Source organism: Bifidobacteriaceae bacterium (assembly GCA_031281585.1).
Classification (GTDB): domain Bacteria; phylum Actinomycetota; class Actinomycetes; order Actinomycetales; family WQXJ01; genus JAIRTF01.
The window spans coordinates 1-19,106 of the sequence record JAITFE010000024.1 but is presented as its reverse complement, the minus strand read 5'-3'; the positions used below and the strand labels follow the sequence as shown (position 1 = coordinate 19,106).

Genomic DNA, 19,106 nt, shown 5'->3' with positions numbered 1-19,106 from the left:
GTGCTCGGTGCGGCTGCCCTGGCGTGTGCGGCGACCGGGGTCGCGGCTCCCGTCGGCGCGGTCCTGGGCGGCGTGGCGGCGGCGACCTCGGGTTTGGCTGCCTATAACCACGCTTCGGCCGGGGACAGTGGACTCGACATTGCGTTGAGCGCCGTCGGTGCCATCCCCGGCCTCGGCAGCGGCATAGCCCGCGGGGTGAGATGGGGGATACGCGGCCTGGCGGAGATCCCGGCCCATGGGAAGCTGATCGCGCGTTCGGTGGGGGCGGTTTTGAAGGGCGCCCGGATCCGGTTGGACGCCATCGGGGACGCGTTGTACCTCCCTGTGGAGGGCGTCACGTCGTGGTGCGGCGGGTGGTTTTGGAGCATCTGGCTGTGACAGTGAGCAAGTACAAGCCCTTGCGGCGGGGGTCGCTGATCTGGCGGTACACCCGTCTGGTGTTCGCGTGCGCGCCGGCTGTGGCCAGGGTGGTGTTGAAGGACCAGCCGGTGCCTGATGAGGACAGGTTGGCTCAGAGGGAGTCGATTGAGCTGTTTCGGCGGTCCCTTTTTGAGGAGCCCGCCTGCGACCTTCGGGCACGTCGTAACATCCTTGGGTTGTTGGCGGCAATACCGATGTTGCTGTTCGTGGTGGTGTTGTTGACGATGTTCGGGTTCTTGCTCACCGGGGTAGCGACCGGGAACGACGGGTTGGTCGACGCGTCGGGCTGGATCCTGTCAACCGGGGTCGTCTACTCGTTGGGTTTGATGTGCCAGTTCTGTTTCCGGATGTTCTTCGCGGAGTTGGATTTGAAGCGCTACGAGAGGGACGGCGGACGGGGTGTGGCCGTTCCTTCGGGTTTGTCGCAGCCGAAGTCCCGCGACTTCTTCTATCCGTTGCCGTTCACGTTATACATGGTGGCCATGATGCTGATTGCGCAGGCGCGTCCGTGACCGGCCGCCGGGTCGCGCGTTCGATTGGGGCGGTTTGGGAGGGTGCCCCTATCCGGTTGGACTCCATCGGGGACGCCTTGTGCGGGCCGGTGAATGGCGTCACGTCGTGGTGCGGCGGGTGGTTTTGGAGCGTCTGGCTGTGGGGGGGCGCGGCCACTCTGTATTCGCGTGGTGCGACGGGTGGATTCTGAGGGGCTGGCGGTGGCTTTGAGCAAGTACAAGCCCATGAGGCGGGGGTCGCTAGTCTGGCGGTACACCCGGTTCGTGTCCGCGTGCGTGCCGGCCGCCGCCAGACTGGTGCTGAAGGACCAGCCCGAGTCGGAAGAGGACAGATTGGCTCAGAAGGAGTCGATTGAGAGGTCGCGGCAGTCGTTCTTTGAGGAACCCCCTGCGACCTTCGGGCACGCCGCGAGGCTCTTGGGTCGTTGGCTACCATGCCCATGCTGCTGTTCGTGGTGGTGCTGTTGACGATGTTCGGTTTCTTGCTGGTCGGGGTATCGACTGGGAGCGACGGGCTGGTTGACGCGTCGGGCTGGATTTTGGTGACGGGGGTCGTCTACTCGTTGGGTTTGATGTGCCAGTTCTGTTTCCGGTGGTTTTTCGGGGAGTTGGATTCGAAGCGCTACGAGAGGGACGGCGGACAGGGTGTGGCAGTGCCTTCGGGTTTATCGCAGCCGAAGTCCCGCGACTTCTTCTATCCGTTGCCGTTGACGTTGTACATGGTGGCCATGATGCTGATTGCGCAGGCGCGTCCGTGACCGGCCGCCGGGTCGCGCGTTCGATTGGGGCGGCTTGGAAGGGCGCCCGTATCCGGTCGGACGCCATCGGGGACGCCTTGTGCGGGCCGGTGAACCGCGTCAGGTCATGGCGCAACGAGTGGATCTGAGGGGCTGGCGGTGGCTTTGAGCAAGTACAAGCCCATGAGGCGGGGGTCGCTGATCTGGCGGTACACCCGGCTCGTGTCCGCGTGCGTGCCAGCCGTCGCCAGGCTGGTGTTGAAGGACCAGCCCGAGTCGGATGAGGACAGATTGGCTCAGAAGGAGTCGATTGAGCGGTCGCGGCAGTCGTTCTTTGAGGAGCCCCGCTGCGACCTTCGGGCACGCCGCGACGCTCTTGGGTCGTTGGCTACCATGCCCATGCTGCTGTTCGTGGTGGTGTTGTTGACGATGTTCGGGTTCTTGCTCACCGGGGTAGCGACCGGGAACGACGGGCTGGGCGACGCGTCGGGCTGGATTTTGGCGACGGGGGTCGTCTACTCGTTGGGTTTGATGTGCCAGTTCTGTTTCCGGTGGTTTTTCGCGGAGTTGGATTCGAAGCGTTACGTGAAGGCGGGAGGCCAGGGTGTGGCAGTGCCTTCGGGTTTGTCGCAGCCGAAGTCCCGTGATTTCTTTTATCCGTTGCCGTTGACGTTGTATATGGTGGCCATGATGCTGATCACGCAGGCGCGCCCTTGACCCCTCCGGATGGGTGGTTGGCGTGGTAGCCGACCGGCATCGCCATCCCATTCGAGGGAGCGTGGCCCTACGGCCCTCCGAACAGGAGGGCCGTCCTTTTCTGCCGATGGCCCAAGGCGTGGTCGAGCAGTGCTGCACGTTCGGCTGCATTGGCCGTAACCAACCTGCCAGGAGTCTGCCGTCTGGGGTTTCACCCATACGGTCGTTGATCGCCGGCGGCCCAGCCTACGGGTGAATGAGTTCGGAGGCGTTCGACCGCCTGCCCGGTGATCGAGGCGATCAGGCCGAAGTCCTTGTCGACCTGAAGGACGGTCAAGCCGCCGGTCTCGGCTGTGGCCGCGATGATCAGGTCGGGAATCGACGCGCCCGGTGGCGTCCCTGGTCGGCCAGGAACAGTTGCACTTCATGGGCGCGGTCCTCGGCGGCGGGGGTTGAGTGCTCGCCGGGCGTGAGGGCAAGGGGCGGCGCGAACCCGGCTTCTGGGTTCGATATGATTGCAATGCAATCAGTCGAGAGGGACAAGACATGGCCGCGATCACCATTCGGAACCTGGGAGACGATGTCAAGACCGCGCTTCGAATGAGGGCCGCTCGGCACGGGCTGTCGATGGAGGAGGAGGCCCGTCGCATCTTGCGAGACGGTCTCTTGCCCTCTGGCGCCAGCGCGGGAGAGGGCGGCCTCGGAACCCTCATCCACCAGCGATTCGCCGCCCTTGGCGGCGCCGACTTGGACCTGCCCGCCCGCGTTGACAGCCCCCGGCCCGCCCGCTTCGAGCGATGATCGCCCTCGACACCAACGTCGTTTCCGAATTGATGCGGCCGCGCCCCGATCCGGGCGTGCTGGCGTGGGCGGACGCGCAGCGCGCCAGCGAGTTGCGCCTTACCGCCGTCACGGTGGCCGAGATCCTGTTCGGCATCAGGCGGCTGCCGCCAGGGCGCCGTCGCGACGACCTGGCCGCCGCCTTTGACGGCCTGCGCCGAGTCGAGTTCGCGGATCGGATCCTGCCCTTTGACGACCACGCCGCCGAGCACTACGCCACCGTGGTCGCGCTAAGGGAGGCCGAAGGGCCCCCCATTTCGACCGCCGACGCCCAGATCGCCGCCATCTGCCGCCTCCACGGCGCAGCCTTGGCCACACGGAACACCGCTGACTTCGCCCACTGCGGAATGGCGGTCGTCAACCCGTGGGCGCGCGGCTGAGAACCGCCACAAGCCGGCCGCCGATGCCGTCTGGTCCAGCCCCGCTCCCGCGTCAAGAAGCGCTTGACGTTGGGGTTGGCGCCAAGTCGGCAGCGGCTGGGCGTGGTGGAGCTACTGGGCCCGCCCGCTCGACCACATGGCCATAGAGGACCCCAACGGGGAAGCCGACCTCCCCCGGGGCGCCGCCCGGCGCCGCCGACCGTTCCGCGTCAAGGACCGGCGACGCGGGTCAGGGTGGTGTTCCGCCAGCCTCATGATCGCCCTCCGCGCCCAGGCTTTGGGGGCGGTTCGGAACGATTCGTTCTACCGTCTAGAGGGGGTAGACTCTCTTGGTGACCAAACCAATGAAATACCGGGCGCTCGCCAAGCTGCTGGCGAGGGCGGGGTTCACCTGCCGACCCGGCAAAGGCGACCATGAGGTGTGGGATGGTCCGCGCGGCACCCGCGCCGTGTTGGTTAGGGACAAAGAGTGCTCGCCCAAGGTCACCAGGGACGCGCTCAGGGCGTTGGAGCAAGCGAAAGGATTGGAGCCATGAGACCCGTCCGTGTGACGGCCAACCGGTGGAAGCTTGGCTGGGAATTTGACATCGAAGGGCTTGGCGCCACGCAGGCCCGCAGCTTGGCGGGCGTGGAACGCCAGGTCCGCGACTATCTGGACACCGTGGACCCCGGGCAGGATCACAGCGGGTGGCCCATCGACTTGGTGCTGAACTTGGGAGATGTGGCAGTCGAAGTGGGGGATGCCCGGGCCGCCGTCACGGCGGCGGCGGCGGCGCAGGTTGAGGCGGGCCGGCAAATGCGAGCCGTGGTCGCCAAGCTCAGAGGCGCCGGCCTGTCGATGGCGGACACCGCGGCTGTGCTGGGAGTCTCGAAAGGGCGGGTGTCCCAACTCGTTTGATCGGCGCGCCGCCGCCGATCCGGCCGGGAATCGCGAAGTCAGCCCAGGCGGCTGCCCCAAACGGGACTCGCTCGGGTAGCGTTGGTGGGCGTGACCGCCGACGAAATCCTGGAGCGCGTGAGCGCCGCGCGGGACGCCCCCTTGGCCGAACAAGTGGAGGTGTATGAGGCCGCGTTGGGCGATTTGGAAAACATGTTGGCGAAAGCCGTGCCCCGATGAGGCGGCGGCTGGACGCGGAACTGGTGCGCCGGGGGCTGGCCCGGTCCCGGGAGCACGCCGCGGAACTGATCGCGGCCGGGGCGGTCACGGTGGCCGGCGGCCCGGCGGCCAAGGCCGCGACGCAGGTGGAGCAGGGCGCCGCCATCCAGGTCGCCTCAGCCGATTCGGGCGAGGAGGCCTACGCCTCCCGTGGCGCCCACAAGCTGGCCGGGGCGCTTGAGGCCCTCCAAGCCCGCGGCCGCGCGCCGCAGATCGAAGGGCTGACCTGCCTGGACGCCGGCGCCTCCACCGGCGGCTTCACCGACGTGCTCTTGCGCCGGGGCGCCCAGTGCGTCCACGCGGTGGACGTGGGCTACGGCCAACTGGCCTGGCGCCTGAGGCAAGACCCCCGCGTCCAGGTCCACGACCGCACCAACGCGCGCCACCTGGCGCCCGGCGCCCTGGAACCCGCGCCGGAATTGGTGGTCGCGGACCTGTCGTTCATCTCGCTGAAGACGGTGCTTCCCGCCCTGGCCGCCGCGGCCGCGCCCGGCGCCCGGTTCCTGTTGATGGTCAAGCCCCAGTTCGAGGTCGGCAAGGCGAAGCTGCCGGCCGGCGGGGTGGTGACGGACAAACACGACCGGGCGGCCGCCGTGGCCGCCGTGGCCCGCGCCGCCCAAGAACTGGGCCTGGCGACCCTCGACGTGGCCCGCTCGCCGCTGCCCGGCCCTTCCGGAAACGTCGAGTTCTTCCTCTACCTGGCGGCCGGCGGGGAAGCCGTCCCCGTCATGGAGGCGATCGAACGCGAGGTGTGGGGATTGGCGGCGGTCCCGTGAAGCGCGTCCTCATCATGGCCCACATGGCCGAACGCGACGTGGAGTTGGCGCAGGCGGCGGCCGAGGCGCGGTTCCGGGAGGCCGGCTGGGCCACCGCCACGCCGGAGGACTATGAGAGCCAAGACCTGGACATGGTGCTGGTGCTGGGAGGGGACGGCACCCTGCTGCGCGCCGCCGAAATGGTCCACGACCAGGGCACCCCGCTGCTCGGGGTGAACCTGGGCCACCTGGGTTTCCTGGCCGAATGCGAGGCCGGCGAACTCGCCTGGGCCATCGAAAGGGTGGTCCAGGGGGACTACCAGGTTGACTCGCGGGCCACCGTGGACGTGGCCGTCACGCAGCCGGACGGCGAAGTCTGGAGCGGTTGGGCGCTCAACGAGGTGACGGTGGAAAAGGTGCTGCCGCAGCGGATGGTCGAGGTCATCTTGTCGGTGGACGGCCAGGACCTGAGCGCCTTCGGCTGCGACGGCCTGGTGGTGTCCACCGCGACGGGCTCCACCGGCCACGCCTTTTCCGGCGGCGGGCCGGTGGTCTGGCCGGATCTGGAGGCCCTTCTGGTGGTGCCGTTGGCGGCGCACGCGCTGTTCAACCGGCCGCTGCTGGTGGCCCCGCATTCGAAAGTGACGGTGGAGGTGTCCCGGATTTCCCGTTCCGACGCCCTGGCCAGCTGCGACGGGCGGCGCACCGCGCCGTTGGCCGTGGGCGGCCGCATGGACGTGACGGTGGGCCGCCAGCCGGTCAACTTGGTGCGCTTTGGCGGCCAGCCCTTCTCCGAGCGGCTGGTGCGCAAGTTCTCCCTACCCGTGCGCTCGTGGCGCGAGCAGGGCGTCGGCTAAATGCTGCGCGAGCTCAAGCTGACCGGCCTGGGGGTGATCGAACAGGCCGAGGTCGCCCTGCCGCCGGGCCTGACCGCGATCACCGGCGAGACCGGCGCGGGCAAGACCATGCTCCTGTCCGCGCTCGGCCTCCTGGCCGGCGGCCGCGCCGATTCGGGGGTGGTGCGCGGCGACCAAGCGCAGGTCGCGGCCGTGTTCGAGTTGCCGCCCGAACATCCGGTGGCGAAAGCCGCGGCCGAGGCGGGCGCCGCCGTCGAGGACGGCGAGTTGATCGCCGCGCGCCGGGTCGCCGCCCAGGGCCGGTCCAGAGCCCACCTTGGCGGCGTGCCCGTGCCGTCTTCCGTGCTCGCCTCCACAATCGGGTGGCTGGTCACGGTCCACGGCCAGGCGGACCAGCTTCGCCTGCGCTCGCCCGCCCTCCAGCGCGACCTGCTGGACGCTTTCGGCGGGGTTGATTTGACCGAATACCAGGCGTTGCACGATGCCGCCGTCTCGGCCCGGCAAAAGCTCAAACGTTTGGAGGACCAAGACCGCCAGTCGGCTTTCGAAGCCGATTCGCTCGCCAGGGCGATCCGCGAGATCGACCAGGTCGCCCCCCGCCCCGGCGAGGAGGCGGACCTGCCCGCGTTGCTGGAGCGCCTGAGCCAGGCTGAGGAGTTGCGCCAGGCCGCCGAACAGTCGCTGGCCGCCCTCAGCGGCGACGAGGCGGGGCTCAACGGCGGGGCGACCGCCTTGTTGGAGACCGCCCGGCGGGCGCTGGCGGCGGCGGCCGGCCGCGACCCGGCGCTGGCCGCGCTGGCCGAACGTGCGGGCGAACTCGCCTACCTGGCTTCGGACTTGGGGGGCGAGATCGCCGAATACCGGCTGGGTCTGGAGGCCGATCCGGCCGCGATCGAGGCGTTGCAGGAGCGGCGCGCCGCCCTGAACGCGTTGTTGCGGAAATACGGCGCCACGGCCGCCGAGGTCATCGAGTTCGCGGACCAAGCGCGCGAGCGCCTCGCGGAACTCGACGTCAGCCCGGAGCGCCGCCGGGCGTTGGCGGCGGAAGCCGAACGGTTGACGGGCGAGCGGGACCAGGCCGCCAAAGCGGTCACCAAACGCCGCCTTGCGGCGGCCGCGGCCCTGGAGAAGGCGGTGGCACGGGAATTGGCGGGTCTGAGCCTCACCGGCGCGCGTTTCGAGGTCGCGGTGGAACGGGCGGGCGAGCCGACCCGCCGGGGAGCGGACTTGGTCGAATTCAGGTTCAGCGCGCACGGCGACGGGCCCACCCGGCCGCTGGCCAAGGGTGCCTCCGGCGGGGAGTTGTCGCGGGTGATGCTGGCCCTCGAGGTGGCGGCCCTGGAGACCGCCGGCGCTGGGGACGAGGCCTTGACCCTGGTTTTCGACGAGATCGACCAAGGCGTGGGCGGTCAGGCCGCGTTGGCGCTGGCCGAGCGCCTGGCCCGCCTGGCCCGCGGGCGCCAGGTGATCTTGGTCACCCACCTCCCGCAGTTGGCAGCCGCGGCCGACCACCACCTGGTGGTGGTCAAAGGGGGAGCGACCACCACCGTCACGGCGGTCCGGGGCGAGGAACGGAAGCGGGAATTGGCGCGCATGCTGGCCGGTTTGGAGGAGTCGGACGCCGCTCTGGAACACGCGGCCGAACTGTTGTCCCGCGACTGGGTGAGACAATCTACCTGAATGAGAATCACCTCGCCCAGGCGGCGCGCCAAATCGCACCAGGCGGGGACCGTGGCAGGTCCCGCCCGGGTGGACCGGCGCACCAAGAATCTGACCACGCGGCTGAAAAGCGGCGACGTGGCGGTCATTGACCACCCGGCGCTGGACCGGGTGGCCGGCGAAGCCCTGGCCGACGCGGGACCGGTGGCGGTGCTGAACGCGGCCAAATCGGCATCGTCCCGCTTCCCCAACCTTGGCCCCGAAATCCTGGTGCGGGCCGGGATACCGCTGATCGACGGGCTGGGCGCGGACGTGATGGGCTTGAAGGAGGGCGCGGAAGTCCGGGTCGACCTGAAGAACGGGCAGGTGCGGCAGTTCGGGCAGCTGATCGCCGCCGGCCAACGCCAAACCCAGGCCAGCGTGGCCAAGGCGCAGGCGTGCGCCCGGCAAGGGCTGTCGGAGCAGATCACGGCGTTCGCCTCGAACACTTTGGAGTACCTGGAGGCGGAGTCGGAGGGGTTTCTGGAGCGCCAGCCGACCCCCAAGATCAAGACGGACATGAAGGGTTGTACAGCGCTGATCGTGGTGCGGGGGTACCACTACCGGGAGGACCTGGCGGTCCTGCGCCCGTTCGTGCGGGAGAAGAGGCCCGTGATCATCGGCGTGGACGGCGGCGCGGACGCGGTCCTGGAGGCCGGGCTGAAACCAGACCTGATCGTTGGCGACATGGATTCCGTCAGCGACAAGGCCCTCAAATCGGGGGCTGAACTGGTGGTCCACGCCTATACGGACGGGCGGGCACCCGGCGCGCAACGGCTCGAGGACCTGGGGCTGAAATACGTCGTCCTGCCCATGGCGGGCACCTCCGAGGACGTGGCCATGTTGATGGCGGACGACAAGGGGGCGGAACTGATTGTGGCGGTGGGCACGCACATGACTTTGATGGAGTTTCTGGACAAAGGGCGCGAGGGGATGGCCTCGACCTTCCTGACCCGCCTGCGGGTGGGCGGCAAACTGGTTGACACCAAAGGCGTGTCGCGGCTCTACCGGCCGGGCGTGTCGAACGGGCAGCTCGCCGCGCTGATCGCCGCCGGGCTGGTGGCGCTACTGGTGGCGCTCTCCGCCACGCAGTCGGGGCAGGCTCTGCTGCAACTGGCGGCGGCGTTCTTCGACGACGCATGGGCGTGGGTGAAAGGCGTGATGCCGGGATGATCAACTTCCGTTACCACGTCGTCTCGTTGGTCGCGGTCTTCACGGCCTTGGCGGTGGGGATCCTGCTGGGCGCCGGGCCGCTGAAGGAGCCGATCGAGACGTCGCTGGCCGACCAGGTCTCTTCCCTGCGGGACGACAAGTTGGTGCTGCGGGACCAGCTTGAGGCGGCCACCACTCGCGGGGACTACGCGGATGACGCCTTCCGGGCATTGCTGCCCCAAGCGGCATCGGGCCTCTTGACCGGGCGCGGGGTGGCGTTGGTGCAGATCGGCGAGCAATCCGAAACCCGGCTGGAGGACGTCAAAGCGGGGCTGGAGGCGGCGGGCGCGGAGTTGGCCGCGGAAATCCGGCTCGAGGACGGGTGGGCCTCCGGGTCGGAGGGGAGCCGGGCCGAGGCGGCACGGGCCGTGGCGGAGCTGTTGGACGAACCGGCGGGCGAATCCCTGGGCGACCGGGCCATGATCGCGGCCGGTCTGGCCGCCGTCCTGAAGGGCGGCGAAGACCGGTCCGGCTCCGGCGGCGAGCCCGGCGACGGCCAGCCCAGCCAGTCGACCGGAGAATCCTCCCTCCCGCCGGATGACGGCGGCGAGGAGCCGGGCGAGCAGCCGAACGGCGCCGGCGGCGAGGAGCCGAGCGGGGAGCCCGGCGATTCGGCCGCCGAGTTGACGCAGGCGCTCTGGGCGGTCTTGACCAACGCGCAGATGGCCTCCGGCACGGTCACCGGTCCGGCTGACGCCGTGGTGGTGCTGAGCGGGCCGTACATCGAAGACGCGGCCAAGATCGCGCCGGACACGGTCACAACGGGACGGCGCGAGCCGTTCGTCGGCGTGATCACGGCGCTGGTGGGTGCCAGCCTGAAGACCGTGGTCTGCGGGCCCGACCAGGCCGAGACCGACCTGGTGCGGCGTCTGCGGGCCGACGAGTCCTTCCGGGCAGCCACCTCGACCGTGGCGGCGCCGTTGCCGGCGGCTGAGGCGGTCACGGCGCTTTGGGCGCTCGCGGCGGGTTTCCACTCGGTTGTCGGCGCCTACGGCATGTCCGGCGGCGAAGCCGAGTTGCCGCCCTACCACCCCGCGCCCCTGCCAGGGCAAAGCGGGAGCGGGGAGGAAAACGGGAGCGGCCAGGAAAACGGGAGCGGCGAGGGTGCCGACGGCGGGCAGGAGGAGGGCGGCGAATCGGCCACGCCGGTGGCGGCGCGCCGGACGGGCGGCGACGGGCGCGGCCTGACCGGGGGGACTTGGCGATGAGCGGGCCAGTTCGCCGGTGGCGGACCGCGCTCGCCGCCGGAGCGGCCACAGCGGCCGTTGACGCAGCGGACGGCGCCGAAGGCGTCCCAGAGCAGTGGCGGCGCGAGAACTACCGGGGACGCACGGTCGATCTGCGCGGCGGCGTGGCCCTGGTCAGCGGGTTGGCGACGGCGGTGTTGCGGTCAGGCGGGGTAGCGGCCGGTCCTCTTGGGCCCGTCGCCGCGATCGGCCTGGCGGCCGGGGCCGGCCTGTGGGACGACCTCAAGGGCGACGGCTCGGTCAGGGGCCTCAAGGGGCACCTGCGGCGGCTGCGCCAAGGCCAAGTCACAACCGGCCTGGTCAAACTGGTGGCGGTGACCGCCGGCGCGGCGGTTTTCGCCGTGACGGCGGAGCTTTCCCGGTCGCGACGCGCCTCCTGGGCGGGTTCGGCCGCGCGGATCACCGTGGACGCGGCCCTGGTGGCCGGCGCCGCGAATCTGATCAACCTCCTCGACCTGCGGCCCGGCCGCGCGCTCAAAGCGGCGGGCGCCCCGGCGGTTCTGCTCGCGGTCGCGCCGGGAGGGGGCGGCGAACTGGCGGCCGGGGTGGCGGGCGCCGTGGCGGCGGCCGCGCCGGCGGACCTGGGCGAACGGACCATGCTGGGGGACTGCGGCGCGAACGCGTTGGGAGCCGCCGTGGGGGTGGCTCTGGCGCAAAGCCTGCGCCCAGGCGCCCGCGCGGTCGCCGCTCTGGCCGTCGCGGGTCTCATCCTGGCCTCGGAGAAGGTGTCATTTTCGGAAGTGATCGCGGCGACCCCGGCGCTGCGGCGGTTGGACGAATGGGGCCGGCGCGAGGACGGCGGCGCGTGAAACGCCGGTCGCTCGGCGCGCTGCTGGGCGGGGCGGCGCTGATTTCGGCGCTGACCGTCGCGGCGCGGGCGGCCGGCTTCGCACGTTGGGCGGTGTTCGCCCCGGCGGTCGGCTCGACCGCCATCGGCTCGGCGTACACCGCCGCGAACGCGCTGCCCAACGTGTTGTTCGAGGTGGCGGCGGGCGGGGCGCTGGCCGGCCTGGTGGTGCCGCTGGCCGCCGGGCCGCTGGCCGCCAAGGCGGGCGAGAAAGTCAACGCGATCGCGTCCGCGCTGATGACCTGGACGTTGACCGTGCTGATCCCGCTGGCGGCGTTGCTGGCCCTCGCGGCCGGGCCCCTGGCCCGGGCCATAATCGGCGGCGCGGTCGAAGAACAACATCCCGGCGCCACCCAGGCGGCGTCCCAACTGCTCGCCATGTTCGCGCCGCAGGTGCCACTGTACGGGGTGGGCGTGGTGGCGGGTGGACTGCTGCAGGCGGGCAAGCGGTTCTTTTGGCCCGCGCTGGCCCCGCTCCTCTCCTCGGTCGGCGTGATCGCGGTCTACGCGGTCTTCGCCGGGCTTGCGGGCGGCCGGCAAGACAGCCCGTTGGCGCTCAGCGGGACCGCGCTCGCCTGGCTGGGCTGGGGGACCACCGCCGGGGTGGCCTTGCTGACGCTGCCGCTGCTGGGACCCCTGCGCCGCCAGGGCGTGCGCTGGCGCTGGAGCTACCGCCTGCCGCCCGGTCTGGGCCGCAAGGCGCTGGCGTTGGCCGGCTCCGGCTTGGGCGCGCTGGCCGCGCAGCAATTGAGCGTGGTGGCCGTGGTGCTGCTGGCCAACCGCCAGGGCGGCACCGGCACGCTGCCGCTCTACCACTACGCCCAAGCGGTCTACCTGCTGCCGTACGCGGTGTTGGCGTTGCCGCTGGCCACGGCGGCCTTCCCATATCTGGCGGAGGCCGCCAGCGACCAGGGGCGCCTCCGCTGTCTGGCCAGCCGCACCAGCCGGTTGGTGGCGGCCGCCGGGCTGGCGGGCGCGGCGGCGCTGACGGCCGCCGCGCCGGGCATTCAAGCGGTGTTCGCCGCGATCGACCGCTCCCACGGCGCCGCGGGCCTCGCGGGGGCGGTGGTTTGGTTCGCGCCCGGCATGGCCGGTTTCGCGCTGTTGACCCATTTGCAGCGCCTTTTGTACGCGGCGGGCAAAGCCCGCGCCGGCGGCCTGGCCGGGGTGATCGGCTGGCTGACCGTGACTGCAGCCTCGGTCGGCCTGGTTCTCGCGGCTACTCGGGACGGATCTGGCCAAGCGGCCACCCTGCGGGCGTTGGGCCAGGGGTCCAGCCTGGGCATGGCGGCCGGCGCGCTGGTCGGGTTGTGGGCGGTGCGCCGAGCGCTCGGCCCCGGCGCGTTGGCCCAATTGGGGCGCACGGCCGGGCTGGCCGGACTGGGCGCGGCGGCGGGCGCCCTGGCCGGGAACCGCCTGGCGGCGGCCGCGGCCCTGGCCGGGCCATGGCCGGCGCTGGCGGCCGGGGTGGCGGCCGCCGCGCTCGCGGCGGCGCTGGCCGTGGCGGCGGGCCTGGCCGACAAGGGCCTGCGGGCGGACGTCAAATGGCTGCGGGGGCTGGAGCGGTGACCGCCGGCGCCTCGCGGGCCGCCGCAAGCGGGCGGCCGCGGCGGGACTGGCCGCGGTCGGGAGGTTGCGTTGCCGCGCGGGAGGGGCCTTTGCGGATCCTTCAGGTCATGGGCGCGTCCGCCGGGGGAATTAGAGCCCATGTGGGGCAGCTGGCGGGGGCGCTTGGGGCCGCCGGCCACCGGGTTGTCCTGGCCGGGCCGGGCGCCGCGTTGCCCCGCCCGGCGGGCATGCCCAGAGTGGACCTGGCCGGGGCGGGGACGGCCGGGGCGTTCGCGCTGGCGCGGCTCATGGCGCGGGCGGACGTGGTTCACGCTCACGGGTTGCGGGCCGGGGCGCTGGCGGCGGCGCTCGCGCGGTCGCTGCCCCGCTCAAACCGGCCGTTGGTGGTTGTGACGTTGCACAACGCGCCGCCCGGCGGCCGGTGGGTGGGAGTCGGGGCCCAGTTGCTGGGACGGCTGGCGGCGCTCGCGGACCGCGTGCTGGTGGTCAGCTCAGACCTCGCCCCGTGGATCGAACGGCTGGGCGCCGCCCCTGTCGAGCGCGCCTTGGTGCCGGTGGGCCGGGTCGCCCAGCCCGCGTGCGCACGGGACGAGGTCAGACGCGCCCTGGGGTTGGAACCGGGCCGTCCGCTGCTGGTGACGCCCGCCCGGCTGGCTCCCCAAAAAGGCCTGGACCTGCTGGTCGGGGCCGCCGCCCGGCTGACCCGGCGCGACCCGGCCCCGCTGTGGGTGGTGGCCGGCGAGGGGCCGGAGCGGCAACGGATCGAGGCCGCGATCGCCCGGACCGGCGCCCCGGTCCGGCTCCTGGGCGTCCGCGACGACCTCCCCGATCTCTACCAAGCCGCCGATTTGGTGGTCGGCACCTCCCGTTGGGAGGGCCAGCCGATCGCTTTGCGGGAGGCAGCGGTCCTGGGCGCGGCCGTGGTCGCCACGGACGTGGGCGGCACCGGGGAGACGCTGCTCGGCGGGGCGCTGCTGACGCGACCCGAGGCTGGGGCGCTGGCGGACGGCATCGGGCACCTGTTGGACAATCCGGAGGAAATCGCCGAACTGGGGCTCCGCGCCAGACTGGCGGCGGCGGCCTTCCCCGCCGAACCCGACATGCTGGCGCAAGCCATCCGGGCCTACACCCCGCCACCCGGCGCTGGCTCGTGACGGCCGCTTGGCCACCCGCGCGATGGTCCCGGGGGAACTGGCGTTGGGCGGCCTGAAGGCGGCCGACATCCGCGCGCGGGACTTGCGGCGGTCCACGAGCGGCTGTTCAGCTAACAGCCGAGTCGCTACCGGGCGGCGGCGGTCGGCCCGGTAGGATAGAAGCCCGTGATGCAACGCGCGAGCCTCCACGGCGAGGCCCACCCAGTAGTCCAGCACATCTTCGTCACCGGGGGCGTTGCCTCCTCGCTCGGCAAGGGCCTGACCGCCTCGTCGCTGGGCCAGTTGCTGCGTTCGCGGGGACTTCGGGTGACCATGCAGAAACTCGACCCCTATTTGAACGTGGACCCGGGCACCATGAACCCCTTCCAGCACGGCGAGGTCTTCGTCACGGACGACGGCGCGGAGACCGACCTCGACATAGGGCATTACGAGCGTTTCCTGGACGTGCCGCTGAGCGCCGCCGCCAACGTCACCACCGGCCAGGTCTACTCGAAGGTGATCGCCCGCGAGCGCCGGGGGGAGTACCTCGGGGACACCGTCCAAGTCATCCCCCACATCACGGATGAGATCAAAGCCCGCATGCGGGCGCAGGAATCCGACCAGGTGGACGTCATCATCACGGAGATCGGCGGGACGGTCGGGGACATCGAGTCGCTGCCGTTCATCGAGGCCGCGCGCCAAGTCCGCCAAGAGGTCGGGCGGGACAACTGCTTCTTCTGCCACGTGTCGCTGGTGCCGTTCATCGGGCCGTCCAAGGAGCTCAAGACCAAGCCGACCCAGCATTCGGTGGCGGCGTTGCGGAACATCGGCATCCAGCCGGACGCCATTGTCTGCCGGGCGGACCGCGAACTGCCCGAATCGATTCGCAACAAGATCGCCCTGATGTGCGACGTGGACCGCCAAGCCGTTGTGACCTGCGCGGACGCGGCCTCCATCTACGACATTCCGAAGGTGTTGCACGCCGGCGGCCTGGACGCCTACGTCATTCAGCGGCTCGGCCTGCCGTTCAGGGACGTGGACTGGACGCGTTGGGGGCAGCTTTTGGAGCGGGTCCACCACCCGGCCCACCAGGTCACGGTCGCGCTGGTGGGCAAGTACATCGACCTGCCGGACGCCTACCTGTCCGTTTGCGAGGCCCTGCGCGCCGGCGGCTTCCACCATAATTCCCGGGTCGACATCCGCTGGGTCGCCTCCGACACCTGCGAGACCCCCGCCGGCGCCCGCCAGCAGTTGGCGGACGTCGATGCCGTCGTGGTGCCCGGCGGTTTCGGCATCCGCGGGATAGAGGGCAAGTTGGGAGCCTTGCGGTTCGCCCGCGAGAACGCCATCCCCACCCTGGGGCTGTGCCTCGGCTTGCAGTGCATGGTGATCGAGTTCGCCCGCGACGTGCTCGGCCTGCCGGAGGCGTCCTCCACCGAATTCGACCCGGCCACCCCGGATCCGGTGGTCGCCACCATGGCCGAGCAGCGCCACATCGTCGAGGGGGAGGGCGACTTGGGGGGCACCATGCGTTTGGGTGCCTACGATGCCGTCTTGGCGCCCGAGTCCCAAGCGGCCAGGGCGTACGGCTCGCTCAAGGTCTCCGAGCGGCATCGGCACCGTTACGAGGTCAACAACGCCTACCGCGACCGGTTGGAGGAGGCGGGGCTGAAGGTCTCCGGCTGGTCGCCGGACCGCTCGTTGGTCGAATTCGTGGAACTGGACGCCGACGCCCATCCCTATTACGTGGGCACCCAGGCGCACCCGGAGTTCAAGTCGCGGCCCACCAGGGCGCATCCGCTGTTCGCGGGGCTGGTCGGCGCGGCGCTGGCGCGCCAGGCCGAAACCAGGCTGCTGGAGGTCGAGCCGTGAGCGGGGGGCCGGGCGGCGCGGGCGCTGGGTCTGGGCTGGTTGCTGGGTCTGGGCTGGTTGCTGGGTCTGGCGGCACGGCATCGGGCGCGGGAACGGGCGCGGAGGTGCGGGACCAGCCGGTGGCGTACCCCGTGACCAGCTCTGAGACGGTTTTCCATGGCCGGGTCTGGGACATCGTGGCGGAAGACGCCACCCTGCCGGACGGGGCGTCGATCCGGCGCGAGTTCATGGCGCATCCGGGCGCGGTGGCGATCATCGCGGTGGACGCGGAGGGCCGGGTGCTGCTCCAGCGGCAATACCGCCATCCGGTGCGGGCGCTGCTGTGGGAGCCGCCGGCGGGTTTGCTGGACGTGGCGGGCGAGCCGCCGGTGGAAACGGCCAAGCGGGAGTTGAACGAGGAGGCCGATCTGACGGCCGGCGACTGGCGGCACCTGCTGACCTTCAACACCACGCCGGGCGGGACCGACGAGGTCATCCACGTCTTCCTGGCCCGCGACTTGGCGGCGGTTCCCGCCGCCGACCGGTTTGAGCGGGAAGACGAGGAGGCCAGCCTGGTCCCCGCCTGGATCCCCCTGGAGGAGGCGGTCGCCCTGGTCATGACGGGGGCGGTCCATTCGCCTTCGGCGGTGGTCGGCCTCCTGGCGGCCGCCGAGGCCCGCCGCCGCGACGGCGGCTGGGACGCGCTCCCGCTGGCCTGATCCCGAGGGTTTACGCAAGCGGCGTCCAGCGCCCAGGGGCAGGCCGGTCCGGGCACCTGGCGCCGCCCCCTCCACCACTGATCGACACCACCCGGCCGGTGGTGTCGTTCCCGGGTGGGCTTGGTCGGCGCCCGTCTGGTGCCCGCCGGTGTTTGCGCTGGTCGGAGGGCTGGCCGTTTTCCGCCGCCACGGCTGCCCCCACCGCCCAACGACACCACTCGTCCGGTGGTGTCGTTCCCGGGTGAACCCAGGCGGCGCCCCTCCGGCGCCCGCTGGCGTTTGCGCTGGTCGTGGGGTTGACCTGTTTCCGCCGCGACGCCGGCTGCCACCGCCCAACGACACCACCCGTCCGGTGGTGTCGTTCACGGGTGGGCTTGGTCGGCTACCCTCTGGTGCCCGCCGGTGTTTGCGCTGGTCGTGGGGTTGGCCGGTTTCCGCCGCGACGCCGGCTGCCACCGCCCAGCGACGCCACCCGTTCGGTGGTGTCGTTCCCGGGTGAACCTAGGCGGTGCCTCTCTGGTGCCCGCTGGCGGTTGCGCTGGTCGTGGGGTTGGCTGGTTTCCGCCGCGATGCCGGCTGCCACCGCCCGGCGACACCACCGGGCCGGTGGTGTCGTTCACGGGTGAACCTAGGCGGCGCCCCTCCGGCGCCCGCTGGCGTTTGCGCTGGTCGTGGGGTTGGCCGGTTTCCGCCGCGATGCCGGCTGCCACCGCCCAGCGACACCACCCGGCGGGTGGTGTCGTTCACGGGGCTAGCCGAGAGCTAGGAGGGGGGCCTCCGGGGTCAGGGTCCCATGAGGTCGACTGGCACCACGGAGACTCCGTCGTCGCGCTGATGGGCGAAGCTCCCTGGGCCCACAACGACCACGAGGGCGGAGGGCGGGCGTTCGCCGGCCGCCGCCATCTTGTTTCTGAGCGCGACCAGCGATGCGGCGGCGGCGTTCTCTTGGTGGGGGCCGAGTTTGATTTCCACTCCGATCCAGCGCCCGGAGCGGTCTTGGATGATCGCGTCCGCCTCAAGCTCTGCCTGGTCGCGGTAATGCCAGACGGCTGCGCCACTGGCGGCGGCGTAGACGCTCAGGTCGCGCAGGCAGAGGTTCTCGAAGAGTAGGCCGAGGGTTTTTCTGTCCGCGGCCAGCATCTCCGGGCCGGCCTGGATCCCGGCCGCCGCCAGCGAGGGGTCCACCAGCATGCGTTTCGGGCTGCGGCGCAACCGGACGGGGGAGCGGAGCGCGGGCGACCAGGCCGGGATCTCGTGGAGGACGTGCAGACGGCGCAGCACGTCCAGGTAGTCGGCCAGGGTCTTAGTCGAGACGGTGGCTCCGCCCGAAACGCCGATGTCGCGTGTCAAGGTGGTGTTGGCGACCGTGGTGGCCGTGTAGCGGGCCAAGGAGGCGAGCAGCGCCGCCAAGCGGACGGGGTCCCGCCGGACGGAGTCGATCCGCGAGGCGTCCGAGTTCGCAACGGACTCCAGATAGGCCCTCGGCAACGCCATTGCCGGGGACGAAGGTGCCCCCAGGTTGCCAGGCCAGCCGCCCCGCAGGATGACGTCGACCAGTTGGGTTTCAGTCAGGCGGCCCGCCGCCGTGACCGGCGGGTCGCCTTCGAGGAGCCGGCGAAGAGACACCGCCCCGGACGACTCCCCGGATTCGAGCAGGGACATGGGCCACATTCGCAGCCGCGCGATCCGGCCCGTGCCTGAATGGGCGGTCACACCTTCCTTGGGTGTCGCCGAACCGGTGAGCAGGTACTGGCCCGGACCAGGAGTTTGGTCCACCGCCATCCGCACGGCGTCCCACAGCCACGGGGCGTCCTGCCACTCATCCAGGAGGACGGGCTTGCCGGTCTTGAGGAGGGAGAACGGATCCACGGTGGCGATTCGCCGCGTCGTGTAGTCCCCGGTCGGGTCTGCCACCCAGGCGACCGAGCGCGCCAGTCGGGTCGCGGTCCAGGTCTTGCCGCACCACTTGGGGCCCTCGATCAGGACCGCGCCGAAAACCCGCATCTGGTCGGCCAACGCGTCATCGACGAGCCTGGGCAGATAGGTCCCCGGAGTCTCCATAGCGGCCCGCCATCCCTTCCCAATAAGCCGCTAGTTCGTGCAATGCTGGGAGTGTAGTTCCGACATTGCCGGAGACCAAGTTCCGACTTTGGTGGAAGCGAACGCGCCCGGGGGCGCGACAACGCGCCGCCGCAACCATCCTGGCCGGCACGGGACCATTTGACCGGGCCAGAGAGGCACCCGGCGGACTGCATTGGCTCAGAAGGGCCAGCGTGGTGCCCCGCAGCCGTGCATGATCGGCGGCGAACGCGTTTGCGGCGACGTGGTCAGCCCAGGTCAAGGAGGGTAGCCACGACTTCGCGGACAGCCGCAACCGCCGTCGGCTCGGCCGCCCCCAGTTTCTTGAACAGCTTCCCGGTGGACACGGATCGCAGCGCCCTCGCGACCACGACCGAGTCGGCCTCAAGGTCGTTGGC

General features: G+C 71.0%; 18 protein-coding genes and 1 pseudogene. 18 read left to right on the top strand and 1 reads right to left on the bottom strand.

The features are described from left to right. The 18 genes and pseudogenes from LBC97_02180 to LBC97_02095 form a co-directional block, all read left to right on the top strand. Positions 1-378, top strand: a 378-nt coding sequence (locus LBC97_02180; GenBank protein MDR2564866.1) for a hypothetical protein, incomplete at its 5' end; no start/stop codon positions are given. Next, positions 375-932 (top strand): hypothetical protein, encoded by a 558-nt coding sequence (locus tag LBC97_02175; GenBank protein MDR2564865.1) that lies wholly within the window; start codon positions 375-377, stop codon positions 930-932. The genes LBC97_02180 and LBC97_02175, both read left to right, overlap by 4 nt. A 434-nt stretch (positions 933-1,366) precedes the next feature. Next, complete coding sequence (locus tag LBC97_02170) at positions 1,367-1,690, top strand: hypothetical protein (protein MDR2564864.1); 324 nt, start codon at positions 1,367-1,369, stop codon at positions 1,688-1,690. Between the two features lie 138 nt (positions 1,691-1,828). Then, positions 1,829-2,386: a hypothetical protein gene (locus LBC97_02165; GenBank protein ID MDR2564863.1), complete on the top strand. Its 558-nt coding sequence runs from the start codon at positions 1,829-1,831 to the stop codon at positions 2,384-2,386. Between the two features lie 525 nt (positions 2,387-2,911). Next, complete coding sequence (locus LBC97_02160; protein MDR2564862.1) at positions 2,912-3,166, top strand: hypothetical protein; 255 nt, start codon at positions 2,912-2,914, stop codon at positions 3,164-3,166. Next, positions 3,163-3,585 (top strand): type II toxin-antitoxin system VapC family toxin, encoded by a 423-nt coding sequence (locus tag LBC97_02155; protein MDR2564861.1) that lies wholly within the window; start codon positions 3,163-3,165, stop codon positions 3,583-3,585. Before LBC97_02160 ends, LBC97_02155 begins: the two co-directional genes overlap by 4 nt. Positions 3,586-3,917: 332 nt before the next feature. After that, complete coding sequence (locus LBC97_02150; protein ID MDR2564860.1) at positions 3,918-4,121, top strand: type II toxin-antitoxin system HicA family toxin; 204 nt, start codon at positions 3,918-3,920, stop codon at positions 4,119-4,121. Next, entirely contained in the window at positions 4,118-4,483 is a 366-nt protein-coding gene (locus LBC97_02145) for a hypothetical protein (GenBank protein MDR2564859.1), read from the top strand. The genes LBC97_02150 and LBC97_02145 overlap by 4 nt, the downstream gene beginning before the upstream one ends. A 215-nt stretch (positions 4,484-4,698) precedes the next feature. Next, the gene (locus tag LBC97_02140) at positions 4,699-5,517 is read left to right on the top strand and encodes a TlyA family RNA methyltransferase (protein ID MDR2564858.1); all 819 of its coding nucleotides are present in this window, start codon (positions 4,699-4,701) and stop codon (positions 5,515-5,517) included. After that, complete coding sequence (locus LBC97_02135) at positions 5,514-6,353, top strand: NAD kinase (protein MDR2564857.1); 840 nt, start codon at positions 5,514-5,516, stop codon at positions 6,351-6,353. Before LBC97_02140 ends, LBC97_02135 begins: the two co-directional genes overlap by 4 nt. Further along, a complete protein-coding gene (gene recN / locus LBC97_02130) occupies positions 6,354-8,033 on the top strand; it encodes a DNA repair protein RecN (GenBank protein MDR2564856.1) in 1,680 nt (559 codons plus the stop codon). Beyond that, positions 8,034-9,224: a thiamine pyrophosphokinase gene (locus LBC97_02125; GenBank protein ID MDR2564855.1), complete on the top strand. Its 1,191-nt coding sequence runs from the start codon at positions 8,034-8,036 to the stop codon at positions 9,222-9,224. It abuts the gene before it with no gap. Beyond that, entirely contained in the window at positions 9,221-10,471 is a 1,251-nt protein-coding gene (locus LBC97_02120; protein ID MDR2564854.1) for a copper transporter, read from the top strand. The genes LBC97_02125 and LBC97_02120 overlap by 4 nt, the downstream gene beginning before the upstream one ends. Beyond that, the gene (locus LBC97_02115) at positions 10,468-11,319 is read left to right on the top strand and encodes a hypothetical protein (GenBank protein MDR2564853.1); all 852 of its coding nucleotides are present in this window, start codon (positions 10,468-10,470) and stop codon (positions 11,317-11,319) included. The genes LBC97_02120 and LBC97_02115 overlap by 4 nt, the downstream gene beginning before the upstream one ends. Beyond that, positions 11,289-12,689 (top strand): annotated as a pseudogene (locus LBC97_02110) (hypothetical protein). Before LBC97_02115 ends, LBC97_02110 begins: the two are co-directional and overlap by 31 nt. 326 nt (positions 12,690-13,015) lie before the next feature. Continuing rightward, positions 13,016-14,080, top strand: a complete 1,065-nt coding sequence (locus tag LBC97_02105) for a glycosyltransferase family 4 protein (GenBank protein MDR2564852.1) — start codon at positions 13,016-13,018, stop codon at positions 14,078-14,080. Positions 14,081-14,245: 165 nt separating this feature from the next. Then, entirely contained in the window at positions 14,246-15,931 is a 1,686-nt protein-coding gene (locus LBC97_02100; protein ID MDR2564851.1) for a CTP synthase, read from the top strand. Then, positions 15,928-16,629, top strand: coding sequence for an NUDIX hydrolase (locus LBC97_02095; protein ID MDR2564850.1), 702 nt, complete (start codon positions 15,928-15,930; stop codon positions 16,627-16,629). Before LBC97_02100 ends, LBC97_02095 begins: the two co-directional genes overlap by 4 nt. Positions 16,630-17,412: 783 nt before the next feature. Here LBC97_02095 and LBC97_02090 read toward each other — a convergent pair. Continuing rightward, the gene (locus tag LBC97_02090; protein MDR2564849.1) at positions 17,413-18,690 is read right to left on the bottom strand and encodes a DUF4143 domain-containing protein; all 1,278 of its coding nucleotides are present in this window, start codon (positions 18,688-18,690) and stop codon (positions 17,413-17,415) included. Between the last annotated feature and the right edge of the window lie 416 nt (positions 18,691-19,106).